This is a genomic window from Pseudophaeobacter sp., assembly GCF_039971195.1.
GTDB lineage: Bacteria > Pseudomonadota > Alphaproteobacteria > Rhodobacterales > Rhodobacteraceae > Pseudophaeobacter.
The window spans coordinates 1-18,749 of record NZ_JBDWPJ010000069.1 but is presented as its reverse complement, the minus strand read 5'-3'; the positions used below and the strand labels follow the sequence as shown (position 1 = coordinate 18,749).

Genomic DNA, 18,749 nt, shown 5'->3' with positions numbered 1-18,749 from the left:
ATTGGCGCGCGAAGAAGCTGCGCCAATCTCGCTTAGGTATCGGCGCTCAGTTCCGCGATTTTCACACTGAAACGCAAGGCTTCCGCTGGGGCATCTCCCAGTTGCGTGGCGGAATCAAACAGCGTCTTGGCGTCGATCTGCGGGAAGTCCCGCGCCACCAACTGGCGCAGGGGCTGGTTACTGTCCCCGGCTTCGCGACACAGGGCTTTGACGGCGGCCTGTGCTTCGGGTCGGGGCATCTCAGCGGCCAGGGCAAAGCTCAGCGCCTCAGCGTGGATCATGTCGAGACCTGAATCAAGCGCCGCAGCCATTGTAGCGGCATTGGGGCTGATCCCGGCGCTCAGGTCGCGGGCGGTTCGGGCCGCGCTGGCCGCGCCCAGTACAATTTGCGGCAGGCAAAGCCATTCGCTGAACCAGGCGGCGCCATCGCGCTGATGCTGTTGCAGCGCGCTGCCATGCAGGATCGACAAGAGCCCGCTGCCCTGCCGGGCCAGCGCCACCAGCGCCGAGGGGGCGACCGGGTTTTGTTTTTGCGGCATGGTCGAAGAGGCCCCCGCGCCGCCCAGCGAGATTTCTCCAATGCCGGTCTGCACCAAGGCGATACAGTCCTCGCCCAGCTTTCCCAGGGCCAGATTGACCCGCACCATCCAGTCCATCAACCGCAAAAGCGGTGTGCGATCGGTGTGCCAGCTGCGTTCTGGATCCTTCAGGCCCAGTGACTTGGCCATTTCGGCGCGCACTTCGGCTGCTTTTGGTCCCAGCGCCCCAGCGGTTCCGGCAGCGCCAGACAGCGAAATCAACAGGCAGTTCTGGCGTAGGTTTTCCAGCTCTCCTACCAAGGACAAGATGGGCGCCCCCCAGGCGGCGGCAACGGCGCCAAAACTGGTAGGCGTTGCATGCTGACCATAGGTGCGTGCAGGCATGGGCAGGCTGGAATGGGTCTTAGCCAGCTTCGCAAGGGAGGCCAGCACCAGCTTCAGATCGTCTTCGATCAGCGCCAGTGCTTGCCGTAGGCGCAGCATCAGGGCGCTGTCCATGATGTCCTGGGAGGTCGCGCCCCAATGGACAAATTGGGCGTGTTCGGGCGCGTTCATCTCACTTCGAAAGGCGGCGATCAGGCCCGGCACTGGCACGCCGTTCTGGCCTGTGGGCTTGCGCAGAGCGCCCGGATCCATCGCCACTTCCATCACTGCGCGGCCAATGGCGGCGGCACTTTCCTGTGGAATGACCCCAGCTGCGCCCTGGGCCTTGGCCAGTGCACCCTCGACCAGCAACATGGCGCGGGCTTCTGCCGTATCGGTGAAGAGGCGGCCCACATCAGCCGAGGTGAAAAGGTCGCCATAGATCTGGCTGTCAAAGACGGAACCCGCCATTCAGAAGTCCTTTGCGATATGCCCGATGAGATCCGCCAGACCACTCGGGTCGGCAAAAAAGGGCGAATGAGAACAGTGCATATCATGCACGGAATTGCCCGGCCAATCCGCCACCATCTGCGTTTGATATTCCGGTGGGATGGTTTGATCCTTGGTGCAGCGGATATAGGATTTGGGGGTATCCTGCCAGTTCTGGCCAAGCTCCAGTGGCGTCTCCTGCGGCAGGATGGGCTGGGCACAAAGCCGCGGTAGGGCGTAGGCAACGGCCTCGGAGGAGCAGTCGTGATAGAACAGTCGCGGAGCTTCGGTGGGATCAATTGTGTAGCTGGCGCCACCTGGATCTTTGATCGCGGCAGAGCCAATGGTTTGGCGCGGCCCGGCCTTGCGCATATCAATCAAGGACAAACCCGAGACCGGCACATAGGCACAGAGATAGATCAACCCGCGCAGCGTTTTAGGCGCGATCTCCGCCGCAGCGGAAATCGGATATCCACCCCAAGAGTGGCCAACGACAATTGTTCTGGGGCCAGAGGCTTTCACAATGGCCTCGGCTGTTTCAGCCAGGGTCACGGCGGCCGGGTCACGGGCGTCGCTATGGCCCGGCAGGTCAATGGCACTGGCGCTGTGGCCCTTGGATTCCAGTGCGGGGATCACGTCGCGCCAGCACCAGGCGCCGTGGCAGGACCCATGGATCAGAAGAAAATCAGCCAATGTGACCGGTCTCTTGCAGGAATTGAACAAGGCGGCTGGCATATTCATCCGGTTGCTCGACGCAGGGGATATGACCGGCGCGGCGGATCAGGTGGAACTGGCTGCCGGGAATAAGGTTCACCGTTTCGCGGACCAGATCTGGCGGGGTGGCGCCATCTTCGGATCCGGCAAAGCCCAAGCACGGCAGGCGCAAGCCACTGGTGGGGGTGTAGAAGTCTGTCCCAGCAATAGCCGCGCAACACCCCGCATAACCTACCCGCGACTGTTGCACCAACATATTGCGCCATAGCTGTAGTTCAGGTTTGGCGTGAAAATCGCGGGCAAACCAGCGCTCCATCACATTGTCGGCCAAGGGTTCAATACCCTGGTCCGTCACGGCCTTTACCCGGTCTTGCCACATTTCGGCGGTGCCAATTTTGGCCGCGGTGTTTGAAAGCACCAAGGCGCGCACCATGTCCAGACGTTTGACCGCCAGCCCCTGGCCAATCATGCCACCAATGGACAGGCCGACAAAGGCGGCATCGCGCACTTCTAGCTGGTCCAGAAGGCGCTCGGCATCGCGCACCAGCGCGCCCATGGAATAGGGGCCAGGCGGGCAGGAGGATAACCCATGGCCGCGTTTGTCATAGCGGATAATCTTCAGCCCCGCAGGCAGGCGTTGCACCACCGCATCCCAGACCCGCAGGTCAGTGCCCAGAGAATTGGCGAAAACAAGCGGCGCCCCGTCGGGGTCACCATCAATTTGGTAGTGAAGCTGGACATCGCCCAGATCTGCGATCTGCATATGGTCTCTCCGGTCAGTCTGGCGCGCAATCTAGGCAGCTACCGGCGCAGGGTAAAGCCCGCTTGAAAGCTCGACAGGGTTATTCCGGTGGCTCGGGTGTAGTCAGCTCCATATGGGCCATGATCTGCCCGTGATCCGAGGCAAGTTTGTTATAGGGCGCTTCGGGGTGGCTGCCATCGGTCAGATGATCGTTGAAGACGCTGAAGTAATGCATCTTGCCCATGGCGCCTTTCCAAGCGGGGTCAAAATGGCGTGACATATAGATCTGATCGATGCTTTCATGCACGCCGCCAAAGGCGGTGGTGTAGACCACATCGCGCAAAGAGCGTTTCAGGAAAGTCTTCTCCGCCGAGCGCAGGCGGACCTTATCCACGGCTTCCTGGATTTGGTCATTCTCGGAGCGGCTGTAGCGGTCGCTGCCGTGTTTGGCATCGTGGCGCAGCATCCAGGAGTAGTTGCGAAACGGCACCTCGCCCGAGATGATCTCGCTGCTGACCGCATGTTCGCCATCGTTGAAGTCTCCTAAGACCAGCACCGGGCGGTCCTGCTCCAGCTCCTCGAGAATGGCGCGGCGCAGTACCCAGGCTTCGCCCATGCGGCGCAGGGCAGCACGCATTGCCCCCAGGGCGCGGCCTGCGGCGTCATAGGCGGTCAGCACGGTTTCAGGGGCCTGCCCAGCACCGGGCGGGGTGATGAATTCGCCGAGTTTGGATTTCAGATGGCAGTTGAAAACGGAGACGATCTGACCATTGATCGGAATGCGCGCCTTTAGGATGGGGCGTGACAGGCAGCGCAGAGTGTAGTGGCCGGCCTCTTCTTCGCCACCCAGGTGGGACATCGGGATATCCAGCGGTGGATCCAGGTCTTGAATGATTTCCGGTGTGCCAACAAAGCCAAAACGGGACAGGATGGCCAGACCTGGGCGGCGGTGGCCAGACTTGCCAGTGTCATTGACGTTGGGCGCAAAGACGAGACCGCCTGTGCCATAGGGGCCATAGGCCAGTTTGCGAAAAATGGCCTTGCGATGATAGCGCTTGGAGCGATCAGGTACCGTGGCGGCATTGGCCTGAATGCCTCGGGCGTCGGCTTCGGCAATGACCTCGCGCAGAGGCTCTTCCTCAAAGATTTCCTGAAATCCGACGATATCGGCATCCAGCGTCAGCAGTTGATCGGCCATCCAATCCGATTTCCAGGCGTATTCCTCGGGTGTGTAGCTTTGGAACCGGTAGTATTCCTGATCGGGACCGATCAGGTTTTTGACATTGAAGGATGCAATGGTGAAACGGCTCATGTCGATCTCTCCCGATTGGATGGCTGCCGTGCTGTCTCAAGCATAGCTGCTGATGGCGCGCTGGAACAGCGTTGCATCAACATTGCCACCTGTGGCCACGGCAATCACCGCATCGCCTTCGATCTGGTCGGGGTGGAACAGGGCCGCGGCCAGGGCCACAGCGCCGCCGGGTTCGAGGACGATTTTCAGGCGCAAAAAGGCCAAGGCCATGGCCCGCAGGGCTTCCTCTTCGGTAACGATCATGCCGCCACCACAAAGGCGCTGGAGCACTGGAAAGGTGAGCTCACCGGGGGCGGGTGTCAGTATGGCGTCGCAAATCGAGCCAGAGATTTCTGCGTTGCTCTGGATTTCGCCGCTTTCCAACGACCGGGCAACATCGTCAAAACCCTTGGGCTCTACCGGGCGGACCCGCAGGCCGGGGGCCATCCCCTCCAGCGCCAGGGCCACACCGCTGGTGAGACCTCCGCCGCCGCAGCAGACCAGTACCTCGGCCTCTGTAATACCCTCTGCCTTGGCCTGATTGGCGATCTCCAGGCCAACGCTGCCCTGTCCGGCAATCACCTGCGGTTCGTCATAGGGTTTGATCAGGGTGAGGCCGCGCTCCTGCGCCAGGGCCTGACCTATGACGCTACGGTCTTCGCCGCCAGCACGATCATAAAGCACCACCTCGGCCCCCAAGGCGCGGGTGTTGTCGATCTTTAGCTCAGGCGCATCGGCGGGCATCAGGATGACAGCGGCGACCCCGTGGGCCTTGGCTGCGGCGGCAACGCCCTGGGCGTGGTTGCCGCTGGAATAGGCCAGAACGCCGCGGGTGCGTTCCGCTTCGCCAAGGGCGGAAATTGCCGACCAGCCGCCGCGAAATTTGAAAGATCCGGTATGCTGCAGGCACTCGGCCTTGACCAAAACCCGGCGCCCGGCGATTTCGTCCAGAAAGGGCGATGACAGCATCGGCGTGACGCTGGCATGGCCGCGCAACCTTGTGGCGGCGGCTTGGATCATTTCAAAGGAAGACATCAAATAGACTCCAAAACGGATTGAATAAGGGAGAGGGACTGAGGCTCGTCCAGAAAGGGAACATGGCCGCGGTTGGGGAGTTCGACGGCCTTTATGCCAGGCAGGCGCTGCTGCTTTTCCAGATAGGTTTCGCGGCTCAGCACATCGGAATTCGCTCCACGAATGATGCCGCAGGGCACACCCTCTAGGGCCAGGAACAGTGGCGGGCCGGATTTGGCCTGTTCCAGCAGAGCATCGCGCAGGCGCGGGTCATAGCGCAGCTGCAGCCCCTCAGGTGTTGCCTCATAAAAGACTTCGACTTCTTCCCGCCAGCGCTGGGCAGGCACATCGCCAAAATCCGGGCCCATCAGACCAGCCAGAGTTTCCGCAGCCTTCGCATGGATTTTGGCAGCGGGACGGCGGCCGACATACATCATGATGCGTTCGATGCCATCGGCCGGAATGACTGGGCCAACATCGTTGAGGATCACTGCCGACAGGCGCGATTTGGCACTGGCCGCCAGCATCATGGCGACCATGCCTCCGCGCGAGGTGCCCAGCACGGCGGCTTTTGCCAGATCAAGGTGATCCATCAGTTCCAGCACATCCTGGGCCTCGCGCGGGACGTTGTAGTTCCCGAATTTGGGGTCATAATCCGATTGCCCGCGCCCCCGCGCATCCAGCGTGATCAGGCGGTAGTGTTGCGCGTGCGGTGAAAAATAGCGAAAATCCCGGCCGCACCGGGTCAGCCCGGCCAGACAGATCAACGGAGTGCCTGTTGCGGTGCCGCTTTCCTCATAGAACAGCGGCAGGCCATCGGAGGTGGTGAAAAAGCTCATGAAAAAGGCCTTTGACTATGCCCTGGCAAGATCCGGAATAGAGGTGAGATCCGTCAGGATTTGATCCGGAATCCAGGGCAGGCGATCAACCGGCTCTGCGGCGCGATTGACCCAGGCTGTGGTAAAGCCATAGCCCGCTGCTCCGGCTGCATCCCAGCCATTGGAGGAGACAAAGAGCACCTCATCGTTCTGGCAGTTGAACCGCTGCCCGACAAGATCATAGACCCGCGCATCCGGTTTGAAGATGCCGACGCTTTCCACCGAGAGCACATCATCCAGAACCGCGCCAATGCCGGCTGACTGCACGGCCCCATCCAGCATGTCAGGGGAGCCATTGGACAGGATCGCAGTGTTCATCCCGGCCTGTTTCAGCGCGGCCAGCATCTCGGGAACTTCCGGGTAGGCCTGAAGCTCCCAATAAAGATCCAGAAGTCGCTGTCGCAGCTTGGGGTCTCCCGTCAGGCCCGTGGCCTCGAGCGCCCAGTCGAGCCCATCTTGTGTCACCTGCCAAAACCCGCAGTGGGCATCCGTAATGGCACGCAGCCAGGTATATTGCAGCTGTTTCAGCCGCCAGTGATTGGCCAAAGCGGCCCAATTGTCCTGCAAATGCGGAAAGTCTGGTTCCGCAGCGGCCTGTCGCGCGGCGGCGGCTACATCAAACAACGTGCCATAGGCATCAAAAACACAGGTGGTGATTGGCATCGAGTTCTCCCTTGTGGGTATCCTGTCATGGGCTGGGCGCGGGTGCAAAGCGCGAACTTGTGATGGATACAATTCCCCGAAGCGAGAGCATGTCAACTGGCGTGACTTTTGCTCGCCCGTTCCCGGTCTGGGGCAAGAGCAGGGCATGAGCGGGTTTACATCACCCTCGGGAACTGTAGGGTGCCGGCCACTGTAACTCATAGATCAACTGGAGGTCACATGACCGAGGTAAAGAACGGCGATACTGTCCGCATCCATTATACTGGCACCCTGACGGATGGCTCTGTCTTTGACAGCTCCGAAGGGCGTGACCCGCTGGAGTTCACCGTCGGCACTGGTCAGGTGATTGCGGGCATGGATGCTGGTCTGCCGGGCATGGTTGTCGGTGACAAGAAGCGCCTCGAAATCCCTGCGGAAGATGCCTATGGCCCGCTGAACCCCGAAGCGCGCCAGGCGATCCCACGCGAAGGCATCCCGGATGATATCCCGCTTGAGCTGGGCACACAGCTGCAGATGCAAAGCCCCGAGGGTCACGTGCTGCCTGTGACCGTTGTCGAGGTCACCGAGGCCACCGTTACGCTGGATGCCAATCATCCCTTGGCGGGCAAAGACCTGAATTTTGACATCGAGCTGGTCTCAATCGGCTGATCTAGCCCTTTGGCAAGGCGTCTAGCTTTGCCATTGTTGGCTTGAGGCGGCGAAAATCAACCTGCAAGGGCTTCATTGCTCTTGCAGGTTTTTTAATGCCGACCGCGAGGAGGGGGTCACTCTTCCTGCGGGGAAAAAGAGATCTGTTTGCTGGCTACCAGACTGATACGTGCCCCGGTGTTTATGGCGCAGTAGACGGGGCGCGGTGGGCGATCGGCAGCGCTGACACTGCGCTCAACCCAGCCTTGCCCTTCCAAGAGTTGCAGGGATTGCGACAGGGCGCGGTCGGTGATCTTTGGCAGGTACTTTTTGATCTCACCAAAATAGCAAGGCACCGACAGCGCCGCCAAAATGGGTAGCGTCCAGGCGCGGCGCAACAGGACTTGGTCCTCAGCTTCCGCCGCTTTGAGAAGTAAACTTGCAGTGGCCGCTGCGTCACTTCCCGATTGGGTCAGGCGAAATTCAGGTCGCAAGGGGTGGCCGTGGCCGGGGTTGCGCTCCACCAATCCAATCTGGATGAGGTGCTGCATGCTGGCAGTAAAGGCTCCGCGACCGGCGCCGGTTGTCGCCAGCAAAGCCGCCTGCCGCCCAGGGACCTTGTCGTGCAGGCAGGACAGAATGGGCATGGCCCAGGCTTTTGAAGTGATGTTGACAAGCGAGTTAATGTGCATAAAGTATAGTTACTTTATTTTAGAATCAAAGGAAAGACGATGTCACTCATTTCACCAAATGAAACCATCACAATTGCCATTTCGGTCACAGATCGGCATTCCAGTGCCTCCTGGTACAAAGAGATGCTTGGATTCGAGACCCTCTATCATGCGGATGAGGCCGGTTGGTCCGAGGTGCAGACCAATACCAAAGGGGTGACAATCGGTCTGGGGGAGCAGGCCAGTGCCAGCCCCGGCAATTGTGTTCCGGTCTTTGGCATTGCCGACCTCGATGAGGCCCGAGGCAAGCTGGAAAAAGCTGAAGTGGCCTTTGATGGCGCAACCGAGGTCATCGAGGGCATGGTCAAGACGGCGACCTTTTTTGACCCAGATGGCAATGCGTTGATGCTTGCCGAAGATCTCACAGGCAATGCGTGAACTGTGATTGCCTCTACTTGGGGTATGCGGGTCTTGACAGGCTGGTTCTTCCGAAGGTTGGATTTGTGAATTTGGCGAGGGTCAGTAGAAACACTGGCCCTTTCCCTTTGTCTTGCCTTTGAGGCTGCATCTGGCTTTGCTGCGTCTAGAGGACAGCGGGAGGGTAGCCCATGCCGGGACAGGAGATTACAACGCGCATTGGCCTGGACTGGCCAATCTTTCAGGCGCCGATGGCGGGGGTCAGCACGCCTGAAATGGCTGCCGCTGTCAGCAATGCCGGTGGATTGGGGGCCTTGGGCATTGGCGCGGCCACTGCAGATCAGGCCGGCGCGATGATCTGTGCAACGCGATCCCTGACTCCCAAGCCGTTCAACGTGAATGTGTTTTGCCATCGACCAGCCCAGGCCGACGCGGAGGTTGAGGCGGCATGGACAACCCGGCTTGCGCCCTTGTTTGCACGGTTTGGCGCCTCTCCACCCGAGAGCCTGTCGGAAATCTATACCAGTTTCTGTGCCGATTCTGCGGTTCAGGATCTTTTGCTCACAGAGGCGCCTGCTGTGGTGAGCTTTCATTTTGGCCTGCCAGATGCGGATCTGGTTCAGGCGCTCCAGGCCAAGGGGATTTTTCTGATGGCCACGGCGACCTCGCTGACTGAGGGGCGGGCGATTGCGGCCGCGGGTCTTGATGCGATTGTGGCCCAGGGTTGGGAAGCTGGGGGGCATCGCGGGATTTTTGATGTTGAGGCGCCAGATGCGCGGCAGGATACATTTGCCCTGACCCGCGCATTGGTGGCGGAACTAAAGCTGCCTGTGATTGCAGCCGGCGGCATGATGACCGGGTCTGATATTGCCCAGGCGCTGCGCCTTGGTGCCAGCGCGGCCCAGCTTGGGACGGCCTTTGTCGGCTGTGACGAAAGCCAAGCAGATGCAGGCTATCGCGAAACTTTGGCCCAGGCTGTTGCAGGGGGGACGCGGATGACTGCGGCCATTTCCGGACGACCTGCGCGCTGCCTGGTGAATGGCTTCACCACCTGGGCAGAAGCCCAGGAAGAGTTGTGCATACCTGACTATCCAATTGCCTATGACGCGGGAAAGGCATTGAATGCTGCGGCAAAATCAATGGGAGAAAAGGGGTTTGGTGCGCAGTGGGCCGGCACCGGTGCTGATCGGTCCCGACCAATGGCGAGCGCGGATCTGGTGCATCTTTTGGTGCAGGAGTTGCGCTCGGCACAGGCTTGAATTTGGGTCCCAAAAACCCTTTACTTGAAAAGGTTTAGTCTCTTGTGGGTCAAACTATTTCAACGGTGCAGTGAGAACAAAGCAAAGACCGCGTTGTGCCTGGCCTTGGTGGCCAATCGCAGAGGAGTGGGGTCTTGACCCGCCAAATTGCCGATCAAGACCTTAGTCGGGGATGATCTATCCCTTGTATTTGCTCAGAACCATCGACCCATTGGTGCCACCAAAGCCAAAACTATTGGTCATGACACAATCGAGCCCAGCCTCTTCAACGAGGTCGGTGGCAACCTCACCGGGCAGGATGCCCTCGGCTAGGGTATCCACATTGATCGATGGGGTGATGAAGTCATTGTCCAGCATCAGGAGGCAGAAGATGGCTTCCAATGCGCCGGCGGCACCCTGGGCGTGACCGGTCATCGACTTGGTTGATGAGATTGGCGGGGTCTGGCCCTCGCCAAAGACCCGGCGCACGGCTTCGACTTCACCAACATCGCCAACGGGCGTGGAGGTGCCATGGGCGTTGATATAGCTGACCTTGCGCCCTTCGGGCACAGTTGAGAGCGCCAGACGCATGGCCCGTTCGCCCCCTTCGCCAGAGGGTGCAACCATGTCGTGGCCGTCAGAAGTCGCCGCATAGCCGACAACTTCGGCGTAGATCTTGGCTCCACGCGCCAGCGCGTGATCGAGATCTTCAAGCACCACCATGCCGCCACCGCCAGAGATGACAAAACCGTCGCGGTCCTGATCAAAGGCGCGGCTGGCCGCTTCAGGATCGTCGTTCTTCTTGGAGGACATCGCGCCCATTGCATCGAACAGGCAGGACAGAGTCCAGTCCAGCTCTTCACCGCCGCCGGCAAACATTACGTCCTGTTTGCCCATCATGATCTGCTCGGCGGCATTGCCGATGCAATGCAGCGAGGTGGAGCAGGCCGAGGTGATGGAATAGTTGATGCCCTTGATCTTGAAGGCCGTCGCGAGGTTGGCCGAAATGGTCGAGGACATGCATTTTGGCACCGCAAAGGGGCCAATCCGTTTGGTGGCGCCGGTCTTGGCCACCACCTGATGTGCGGTCAGCATGGCAGAGGTGGAGGGGCCGCCAGAGCCCGCAACCAGACCGGTGCGGGTGTTGATGACCTGATCCTCGGAAAGCCCTGCATCGGCAATGGCCTGGCTCATGGCGATATGGGCATAGGCGGCACCGGGTCCCATGAACCGCAGCGTCCGTTTGTCGACATGTTCTTTGATGTCGATCTTCAGTGTCCCGGCGATCTGGCTGCGAAAGCCGTGCTCGGTCATTTCCGGGCTGGCAACGATGCCCGACTTTCCCGCCTTCAATGAGGCGATGACTTCTTCGGTGTTGTTTCCGATAGAGGAGACGATCCCCAGACCAGTGACGACGACACGACGCATACGTGCACTCCCTTGTTTGCTTATGTCTTACTAGGCATTGCGGTGCTGAGGCGCAAGATAGGTTGAGATTGCCCGTCAGAACCCGGAAGGCAACAGGACGGATTGTCCCGAAGAGGCTGAACCCGTGGCGCAAACACCCGAGATGAAGCAATCTGCCTAAAAAATAGCACTTCAGACCCGCCTATATATTGCCAAGCTTCTTTTGATGGGTAATGGGATAGGGTAAGCTACACAACTGGTCCCACCACGCTAACGCATCCTGTCCAGGTAAAATCCGGCCGGGTAGACACAAAGCAGATGATATTGATGAAACACTCCATTCCCATGACAGCCCTCCCCGAAAACACTCTGTTCGAGAAGGGGGATGTTTTTGTTCTCTTTGGTGAACTCTTTGGTCGTGGCTATGCCACAGGGCTGATTGACGCCGCCAAGGCGGCAGGCATGGCAGTTATTGGCATCACCGTTGGCCGCCGCGATGACCAGGGCGCTCTGCGCCCGCTGACGGATGAGGAACTGTCTGAAGCAGAGGCCAACCTGGGGGGGCGCATTATCAATGTGCCGCTGATGGCCGGTTTTGACATGGATGCGCCAGCTGGCGGCGCCACACCAACGGATATGTTGGGCGGTATGACTTTGGACAACTGGCAGGAGTTCAAACTCGATTGGGCGCAGGTTGATCGCTGCCGCGAGATCGGCGTTGCGCGCTTCACCGATGCATTGGCGCAAGTCATGGCGCAGCTGGGTGAAATGATCCCTGAAGGCAAGAACGTGTTTTTTGCCCATACAATGGCGGGCGGAATTCCGCGCGCCAAGGCTTTCCTGGCAATTGCCAACCGGATCTACAAGGGACGTGGCGCGCGCCATCTGTCATCGCAGGCGCTGCTGGACAGCGATCTGGGCAAGTTGATCCTACAGAACTTTGATGAGGTGACGGCCAACAGCTTTGGCCATTTGCTGTCCCAGAGCGCCGCACTGCGGGCGCAGATCGAAGCCAATGGTGGCCAGGTGCGTTATACTGCCTATGGCTATCATGGCACCCGCATTTTGATTGAGGGGGAGTACCGCTGGCAGACCTATACCAGCTATACGCAGGGCTATGCCAAGATGCGCCTGGAAGGGTTTGCCCAGGCGGCCTGGGTCGATGGCATCAAGGCAACTGTGTTCAACTGCCCCGAGATCCGTACCAACTCGTCGGATGTCTTTGCTGGTATCGAACTCTCCCTGCTGCCCCTGCTCGAAGCGTTCCGCAAAGAGGGCGGCGGCGATTGGGTTGATGGGGTGTGGCAACAGTGCCAGGAGATGCTGAAAGAGGGCGTTCCACTGGAGACTCTGCTGCAAACGGTTCAGGACTACCAGTGCGACCCGGCGATGCAGCCATTTTATGATTTTGAAGCCTGGCCAATGGCCAATGCGGCGGATCAGGTCGAAAAAACCGTCGGCACCTCGCAGGACATCGTTGGCCTGCACAAGAACCGCAAGGAATTGGTGAGCGATGTGCTGAGCCACCATGTGGTTGATGCCACGGGTCAGTTGATCTTTGGCGAGGCCAGTGCTCCGGCAGGTCCGGTACTGTGGCTCGACCATGATCTGGTTGCCCGCCAACTTGCGGCTCAAAAGGGATAATCCCCCGCAAACCGCTTGCAACAAACGCGACCAATAAAAAAGAGGCCCTCGGGCCTCTTTTGTCATTCCAAGTCGCCTCTTACAGCGTGGCACTCTGACCTGTCGGGATGATCAGAGTGTTTAAGTCACCCCTCAAAAGGCAGGGAAGAGTGGTGCAGTACAATGCGCAGGGTGCCGTCTGCGTCTTTCTTGTAGCCAAAACTCTTGTCGACCTTGGTGACCTTGCCATCCTTGTCTGTCAGCATGACCCAGCCCATCCACATGGCAACATCACCTTCGATGAACTCCGCTGCGGTCACGCTTTCCATTGAACGCCAGCCCTGGATCGCAAAACCACTATCCAGTGGGTATTCCTCTGAATGACCGCAAAAATAGGCCAAAGCTCCGTCCTTGGTCGGGCGGAAGGTCTGCTCTCCGCGAGCCATGGTGGGTTTGAACAGTACGGGTCCCATATTGTACCCATAGATCGCATCTAGGTGGGTAGAAGCGACCTGACGAGCTGCGTCAATGCCGCCATCCTCGAATGCTTTCGAGATAGCAACCTTGCCATTTCCCCAAGCGGTAAGGGCTGCGGTTAAATCTGCTTTGGTGATCGACATGAGGGCTCTCCCTGCAAATTTTTGGCTTGAGTGAGGCCCCAAGGCCTCAAGCCGTTTCTGTTTATTAGTTCGGACAATCAGGCTTCGGACAGCACGACCTTCATATCCTTAACGTCGTAGATCATCTCACCATCGGCTTCGACAATGCCATCCGCAACGCCCATGGTCAGGCGACGGGTCTGGATCGCTTTTTTGAAGTCGATCTTGTAGGTCAGCATCTTGCGTTCGGGGCGAACCATACCGGTGAGTTTGACCTCACCCACGCCAACAGCCATGCCGCGACCTTTCCAGCCGCGCCAGCCGAGGTTGAATCCGGTGAGCTGCCACAGACCATCCAGGCCTAGGCAGCCGGGCATGATCGGATTGCCGGGGAAATGGCAGTCAAAGAACCACAGATCCGGGTTGATATCGAATTCGGCCAGGATGTGGCCCTTGCCATGGGCGCCGCCATCGGCGCTCACTTCGGTGATGCGGTCCATCATCAACATCGGCGGTGCTGGCAGCTGGGCATTGCCGGGGCCAAACAGCTCTCCGCGGGCACATTTCAACAGATCATCTTTGTCAAAGCTGCTGGGGTAATCGGCCATGCTGGCGCGTCTCCTGCCTGAGGTGTTTCATTTCTTTTCCCTCCTGTAGCACCCGGCCTGAGGGTCCCGCAAGGGCAGTGACCCTGTAGGAACAGGGGGAATATGTCACAGCAATATGCAGCTGCGGTTTTAGCCAATTGGGAATTCTGTTTGAAAAATGCAATTCATTCGCAGTATAAACAGCCCTAGCAACGCGATGCAGGATCCGCACATGACGCCAAACAGCGAAGACCTGGCAACAAATTGGCTGGTAGATGCCGGCCTGCGCCCCACCCGTCAGAGGCTCGCCCTGGCGGAACTTTTGGTGGGCGATGGCAATCACCGGCACGTGACAGCCGAAAGCCTGTTTGATGCGGCCAAGACCAAAGGCACGGCCGTGTCCTTGGCAACTGTCTACAACACGCTTCGGGCCTTTTGTGAGGCTGGCGTGCTGCAGGAAATCACTGTGGATGGGTCAAAAAGCTATTTTGACACCAACACTCATGATCACCCGCATTATTTCTGGGAAGAAGGTGGCCGGGTCACGGATGCGCCTTCGGATCAACTGGTGATCCAGCGTTTGCCTGATGCCCCTGAGGGGATGGAGATTGCTTCGGTGGATGTGGTCATTCGCCTGCGCAAGATCTGACCTAGCCCGTTCCCTAGGTTACCAATGCCTCCAGCAGTACTGCTCTGGCGCGTGCCAGGCACGAATCATCCTTTGGTCTGCCGTGGCAGACAAGGACCACAGGTTCTGGCGCCTCGGGGTCGCTAATGGGAACTCGGGACAGCGCTTTGCCGTCATAGCTATGTGAAAGGGCTGGTGCGCTATAGCTGATGCCGATCCCTTCGCCATTGGCGGCGAGGCTGCGCAGCACCTCAAGCGAAGCGGCCCGATGGGCAATGCGAGGCGTGAATCCAAGGCTTTTGAAAAGTGTCAGCATATGCTGCACAGAGAGACCTTCTTGGGAGAGCACAAGCGGTTCTGCAGCCAACTGTGCCAAGGAGACGCTTTTACTTTGTGCCAGCGGATGGGAAGGCGGCACCAGGGCCTGCGGGGCGCGATGGCCGATCACCTGGCGCTCAAACCCGGCGTCCAGCCCCAGATCGTAGGTCACAGCAAGGTCGATCTCTCCCTGGAGCAGCCCCTCGGTGAGGCTGGTGAAACTGGCGGTGCGGGTGGTTGTGACCAGATCTGGAAGCGCCTGACGCAGGGAGCGTAGGGCCGGGGCCAGGATAAAGGGGGCCAGATCTGCAAAACATCCGATAACCAGGTTTTGTTGCGCTGCGCGGGCCCCTTCGGGATCTTCCAGCCTGGCGGCCTGTTCGATCAGGCTTTGCGCCTCTCTGGCAAATTCCCGGCCCTGGGGTGTCAAAGTCAAAGGCGCGCCGCGTCGTCGCACAAACAGGGCCTGGCCCAGGTGATCTTCGATCCGGGCAAGGGCGGTGGAGAGGGCGGGCTGGCTCACATGCAGGGCCTGTGCTGCGTTCGACAGGCTGCCGTGATGAGCAACGGCGCAGATATATTCGTAGTGGCGCAATGTAAGATATAGCATGGGGTTATGACTATCTTAGCAATATATGATTTGAAACTAACTGGGGGAGGCGGCAGGGTCGGTGCAGCAAAAATACATCTTTTGATGCTCACTTCCCGGTGTCGACCCGCGCGGCGCCGTACAGACGGAGACCCTTTTCATGGTGCACCCCCTCATCACGCAAGATCATATCGAGCAGTTCCAGCGCGACGGTGTGGTTCTGGTCAAAGGCCTGTTCAAAGACCAGGTCGAACAGCTGCGCCAAGGCGTAGAAGCAAACCTGGCCGCGCCTGGCCCCTATGCGTCAAACAATGAAAAGGCTGGCCAGACGGGGCGGTTTTTTGACGACTATTGCAACTGGCCGCGCATCCCGCAGTTTGGGGCGGCGATCAAGGCTTCTCCGGTGGCCGAGGTGGCCGCGGATCTGATGCAGTCGGATCGGGTGCAGATATTCCATGATCATGTATTGGTGAAAGAGCCTGGCACTTCGATGGCAACTCCCTGGCATCAGGACGGGCCCTATTATTTTGTCGAAGGTGCGCAGACGATCAGTTTCTGGTCGCCGTTGGATCCGGTAACCGATGCCACACTGCGCTGCGTGGCGGGGTCGCACCGGTGGGAAAAGGAAGTGCTGCCGACGCGCTGGGTGTCAGAGGAGGGGTTCTTTGTCGATGAGGGGCAATATATGGCGGTGCCTGATCCGGATGCCGAAGAAATGACAATCCGTGAGTGGGAAATGGAGCCGGGCGATGCGGTGGCGTTCAACTACAAAACCCTGCATGGCGCGCGGGCCAATACCAGTGAAACCCGTCGTAGGGCGTTCTCCTTACGTTTGGTCGGCGAAGATGCGCGTTATGTGGAACGTCCGGGCCCAACCTCGCCACCCTATCCCGGCCATGAAATGAAGCCAGGGCAGCGCTTGCGCGAAGATTGGTTTCCGGTATTGCTGCAGCGCTAAGTGCTGCTGGGGTTCCGGGTCGGGGGGGGCTCTGCCCCCTCTTGCGCCTTTGAGGCGCAATTCACCCCTGGGATATTTGGGGCCAAATGAAGGGCGCGGCAGTGGTTCTGGCCTGGGGGGTTAGAACCATTGTCCAGGTTCCATCAACCCAAGGTCCAGAAGCTGGCGGGAGTGCCAGTCAAAAGGGGTTGAATTGTGCCAGCGGAAACTGTCGATGGCAAAATCTGATCCCGGATTGCGTTTCAGCGCTTTGGCGGTTCTGAACGAGCAGATCGCGGCCGTCAGGTTGTGGTGCCAGGGGCAGGCATAGGTGTTGTATTCTTGATCATTAAAGGTGTGGTCGCTTTGAAGCTCCAGCCCTTCCTTGGCTTGAAACAGGGAGATCCGATCGATTTTGCGGCTGGCCCAGGGGATATGCTCTTCGTGGCGCCAGCGCACCCCGCCAAAGAAATCCAGTTGGCGTTCGCGCGGACCTTTGGCCAGGTCATCCCAGCGGGCCTGGGCATAATAGCCCGATTTATCAAGAAAGGCCGTTTCCAGGGAAACTGCACTGGGGTGTTTGTCCAGATCACCGGCATAGAGATCAATTACGTAGGACAGCATGGCCGAGCGCCGCTCTTCGGTGTGGAAGGTCAGCATTTCTGCCACCGTGCGGGTTTCGCAGAAAGGGTAGAACAGGAATTCGGCGTTGTAGCAGTAGTAAAGCCAGCACCCCGGCTGTGCCGCTGCAATGATACGGTTGACGGCGGCAAAAACCGATTCCGGCGCGCTGCAGTCAAAAGGCACCCGGTGAATTTTGGCCTTGATGTCGCGCGGCAGGTCAAAGGCATCCGGCATCAGGGCTATGATCGCTTTGAACCCGGATTGCAGATGGTGACGCAGGGTGGTGGCCACCTCTACATCGTCTTCGACAAAGATCAGCGCCACCGGTCCTTTGACCAGTAGGGCCTTTTGTTGGTTGAGAAAATCATCCAGCGACGAATACATCATGCTCATGTGCCTCTGCCTTTCTGGCATTTGCCCCTAAAATCGGGTAATCCCGCCTGCATTGCAAGCCACGAGATTTGCCGCTATGGCAGGCCGTTGTTCCCCTCTCGCTGAAAGGCTCCACCGACATGACCGCGCCCAAGAAGCTGTTTATCAAGACCTATGGTTGTCAGATGAATGTCTATGACAGTGAACGCATGGCCGAAGCGCTGGGCGGGCAGGGCTATACGGCGGCCAAATCAGCGGATGAGGCCGACATGATCCTGCTGAACACCTGTCATATTCGCGAGAAGGCGGCTGAGAAGGTTTATTCGGAGCTTGGGCGGTTCAAGAAGCTGAAGGCCGAGAAGCCTGATCTGAAGATCGGCGTGGCGGGTTGCGTGGCCCAGGCGGAGGGACAGGAGATCATGCGGCGCCAGCCATTGGTCGATTTGGTTGTGGGGCCGCAAAGCTATCACCGCCTGCCAGAGATGGAAGAAAAGGCGCGCGAGGGCGAAAAGGTGCTCGACACGGATTTTCCGGAAGAAGACAAGTTTGAAAAACTCAAACGGCGCCCCAAGGCAAAACGTGGCCCCACGGCTTTCCTCACAGTGCAGGAAGGCTGCGACAAGTTCTGTGCCTTTTGCGTGGTGCCCTATACCCGCGGTGCCGAAGTCTCGCGCCCGGCGGATCGTATCCTGACCGAGGCTCGTGATCTGGTAGAGCGTGGCGTGCGCGAAATCACCCTGCTGGGGCAGAATGTGAATGCCTACCACGGTGCCGGAGCCAATGGCGATCTGACCTTGGCGCAGCTGATCTGGGAGCTCGACAAGGTCGACGGGCTCGAGCGTATCCGGTTTACCACCAGTCACCCCAACGACATGATGGATGATCTTATCGAGGCGCATGGCACCTGTAAGAAGCTGATGCCCTATCTGCATCTGCCGGTGCAGGCCGGGTCTGACAAGATCCTGAAGCGGATGAACCGCAGCCATACTGCTGAAAGCTATCTGCGCCTGCTGGAGCGAATTCGTGCCGCGCGTCCCGATATTCTGATCTCAGGCGATTTCATTGTCGGCTTCCCTGAAGAGACCGAAGCGGATTTTCAGGCGACGCTGGATCTGGTGGAAGAGGTCAAATACGGCACCGCCTATTCCTTCAAATACTCCACTCGCCCAGGCACACCCGCAGCGGAACGCCCCCAGGTGGATCCGACCGAAGCCGACGATCGTCTGCAGCGTCTGCAGGCGCTTTTGACTCGTCAGCAACGCGAAATTCAGGACAGCATGGTGGGGCGCGAAGTTGGCGTGCTGTTTGAAAAGCCGGGGCGCGAGGCGGGGCAGATGCTGGGTAAGTCGGACTATCTGCACGCGGTCCATGTGGCGGACTGTGATCTTCAAGCCGGCGATCTGGCACGGGTGCGCATTG

20 protein-coding genes are annotated in these 18,749 nt (G+C 59.1%); 7 read left to right on the top strand and 13 right to left on the bottom strand.

Features of this window, described 5'->3' with window-relative positions; genetic code table 11:
- Window positions 1-32: 32 nt before the first annotated feature.
- From ABJP42_RS05890 to ABJP42_RS05860, 7 genes are all read right to left on the bottom strand, one after another.
- Complete coding sequence (locus tag ABJP42_RS05890; RefSeq protein WP_348339240.1) at window positions 33-1,373, bottom strand: class-II fumarase/aspartase family protein; 1,341 nt, start codon at window positions 1,371-1,373, stop codon at window positions 33-35.
- Window positions 1,374-2,084: an alpha/beta fold hydrolase gene (locus ABJP42_RS05885; protein WP_348339239.1), complete on the bottom strand. Its 711-nt coding sequence runs from the start codon at window positions 2,082-2,084 to the stop codon at window positions 1,374-1,376.
- Entirely contained in the window at window positions 2,077-2,868 is a 792-nt protein-coding gene (gene pcaD / locus ABJP42_RS05880) for a 3-oxoadipate enol-lactonase (RefSeq protein WP_348339237.1), read from the bottom strand. Before pcaD ends, ABJP42_RS05885 begins: the two co-directional genes overlap by 8 nt.
- A gap of 79 nt (window positions 2,869-2,947) precedes the next feature.
- Window positions 2,948-4,159: an endonuclease/exonuclease/phosphatase family protein gene (locus ABJP42_RS05875; protein ID WP_348339235.1), complete on the bottom strand. Its 1,212-nt coding sequence runs from the start codon at window positions 4,157-4,159 to the stop codon at window positions 2,948-2,950.
- Window positions 4,160-4,195: 36 nt separating this feature from the next.
- Complete coding sequence (locus tag ABJP42_RS05870) at window positions 4,196-5,173, bottom strand: threonine ammonia-lyase (protein WP_348339233.1); 978 nt, start codon at window positions 5,171-5,173, stop codon at window positions 4,196-4,198.
- The gene (locus ABJP42_RS05865) at window positions 5,173-5,991 is read right to left on the bottom strand and encodes an alpha/beta fold hydrolase (protein WP_348339231.1); all 819 of its coding nucleotides are present in this window, start codon (window positions 5,989-5,991) and stop codon (window positions 5,173-5,175) included. The genes ABJP42_RS05870 and ABJP42_RS05865 overlap by 1 nt, the downstream gene beginning before the upstream one ends.
- Before the next feature lie 15 nt (window positions 5,992-6,006).
- The gene (locus ABJP42_RS05860; RefSeq protein ID WP_348339229.1) at window positions 6,007-6,693 is read right to left on the bottom strand and encodes a haloacid dehalogenase type II; all 687 of its coding nucleotides are present in this window, start codon (window positions 6,691-6,693) and stop codon (window positions 6,007-6,009) included.
- Window positions 6,694-6,912: 219 nt separating this feature from the next.
- Between ABJP42_RS05860 and ABJP42_RS05855 the strand changes: the two genes are divergently transcribed.
- Window positions 6,913-7,341, top strand: a complete 429-nt coding sequence (locus tag ABJP42_RS05855; RefSeq protein ID WP_348339227.1) for an FKBP-type peptidyl-prolyl cis-trans isomerase — start codon at window positions 6,913-6,915, stop codon at window positions 7,339-7,341.
- A 116-nt stretch (window positions 7,342-7,457) separates the two neighbouring features.
- Here ABJP42_RS05855 and ABJP42_RS05850 read toward each other — a convergent pair whose 3' ends face one another.
- Window positions 7,458-7,967 carry a winged helix-turn-helix transcriptional regulator gene (locus ABJP42_RS05850; RefSeq protein ID WP_348339225.1) on the bottom strand — a complete coding sequence of 170 codons (510 nt, stop codon included), beginning with the start codon at window positions 7,965-7,967 and terminating at the stop codon, window positions 7,458-7,460.
- A gap of 84 nt (window positions 7,968-8,051) precedes the next feature.
- On the opposite strand from ABJP42_RS05850, the gene ABJP42_RS05845 reads away from it, so the two are divergent.
- Both ABJP42_RS05845 and ABJP42_RS05840 read left to right on the top strand, forming a co-directional pair.
- Window positions 8,052-8,429, top strand: coding sequence for a VOC family protein (locus tag ABJP42_RS05845; protein ID WP_348339223.1), 378 nt, complete (start codon window positions 8,052-8,054; stop codon window positions 8,427-8,429).
- A gap of 170 nt (window positions 8,430-8,599) precedes the next feature.
- Window positions 8,600-9,667 (top strand): NAD(P)H-dependent flavin oxidoreductase, encoded by a 1,068-nt coding sequence (locus ABJP42_RS05840; protein ID WP_348339221.1) that lies wholly within the window; start codon window positions 8,600-8,602, stop codon window positions 9,665-9,667.
- A 177-nt stretch (window positions 9,668-9,844) separates the two neighbouring features.
- Here the strand turns inward: ABJP42_RS05840 and fabB are convergent, their stop codons facing one another.
- Complete coding sequence (gene fabB / locus ABJP42_RS05835; RefSeq protein ID WP_348339219.1) at window positions 9,845-11,074, bottom strand: beta-ketoacyl-ACP synthase I; 1,230 nt, start codon at window positions 11,072-11,074, stop codon at window positions 9,845-9,847.
- A gap of 324 nt (window positions 11,075-11,398) precedes the next feature.
- Between fabB and ABJP42_RS05830 the strand changes: the two genes are divergently transcribed.
- Window positions 11,399-12,697 carry an enoyl ACP reductase FabMG family protein gene (locus tag ABJP42_RS05830; RefSeq protein ID WP_348339217.1) on the top strand — a complete coding sequence of 433 codons (1,299 nt, stop codon included), beginning with the start codon at window positions 11,399-11,401 and terminating at the stop codon, window positions 12,695-12,697.
- A gap of 125 nt (window positions 12,698-12,822) precedes the next feature.
- On the opposite strand, the gene ABJP42_RS05825 is transcribed toward ABJP42_RS05830, so the two are convergent.
- Window positions 12,823-13,296 carry a metal-independent carbonic anhydrase family protein gene (locus ABJP42_RS05825; protein WP_348339215.1) on the bottom strand — a complete coding sequence of 158 codons (474 nt, stop codon included), beginning with the start codon at window positions 13,294-13,296 and terminating at the stop codon, window positions 12,823-12,825.
- Window positions 13,297-13,373: 77 nt separating this feature from the next.
- Complete coding sequence (gene fabA, locus ABJP42_RS05820; protein WP_348339213.1) at window positions 13,374-13,883, bottom strand: bifunctional 3-hydroxydecanoyl-ACP dehydratase/trans-2-decenoyl-ACP isomerase; 510 nt, start codon at window positions 13,881-13,883, stop codon at window positions 13,374-13,376.
- Between the two features lie 211 nt (window positions 13,884-14,094).
- On the opposite strand from fabA, the gene irrA reads away from it, so the two are divergent.
- Window positions 14,095-14,511: an iron response transcriptional regulator IrrA gene (gene irrA, locus ABJP42_RS05815; protein ID WP_348339211.1), complete on the top strand. Its 417-nt coding sequence runs from the start codon at window positions 14,095-14,097 to the stop codon at window positions 14,509-14,511.
- Window positions 14,512-14,524: 13 nt separating this feature from the next.
- On the opposite strand, the gene ABJP42_RS05810 is transcribed toward irrA, so the two are convergent.
- Window positions 14,525-15,418, bottom strand: coding sequence for a LysR family transcriptional regulator (locus ABJP42_RS05810; protein WP_348339209.1), 894 nt, complete (start codon window positions 15,416-15,418; stop codon window positions 14,525-14,527).
- Between the two features lie 139 nt (window positions 15,419-15,557).
- On the opposite strand from ABJP42_RS05810, the gene ABJP42_RS05805 reads away from it, so the two are divergent.
- Window positions 15,558-16,355 (top strand): phytanoyl-CoA dioxygenase family protein, encoded by a 798-nt coding sequence (locus tag ABJP42_RS05805; protein WP_348339207.1) that lies wholly within the window; start codon window positions 15,558-15,560, stop codon window positions 16,353-16,355.
- Window positions 16,356-16,475: 120 nt separating this feature from the next.
- Here the strand turns inward: ABJP42_RS05805 and ABJP42_RS05800 are convergent, their stop codons facing one another.
- A complete protein-coding gene (locus ABJP42_RS05800; RefSeq protein ID WP_348339322.1) occupies window positions 16,476-17,345 on the bottom strand; it encodes a glycosyltransferase family protein in 870 nt (289 codons plus the stop codon).
- Window positions 17,346-17,470: 125 nt separating this feature from the next.
- Between ABJP42_RS05800 and miaB the strand changes: the two genes are divergently transcribed.
- Window positions 17,471-18,749 (top strand): tRNA (N6-isopentenyl adenosine(37)-C2)-methylthiotransferase MiaB (gene miaB / locus ABJP42_RS05795; protein WP_348339205.1); only part of this gene is annotated, 1,279 nt, incomplete at its 3' end.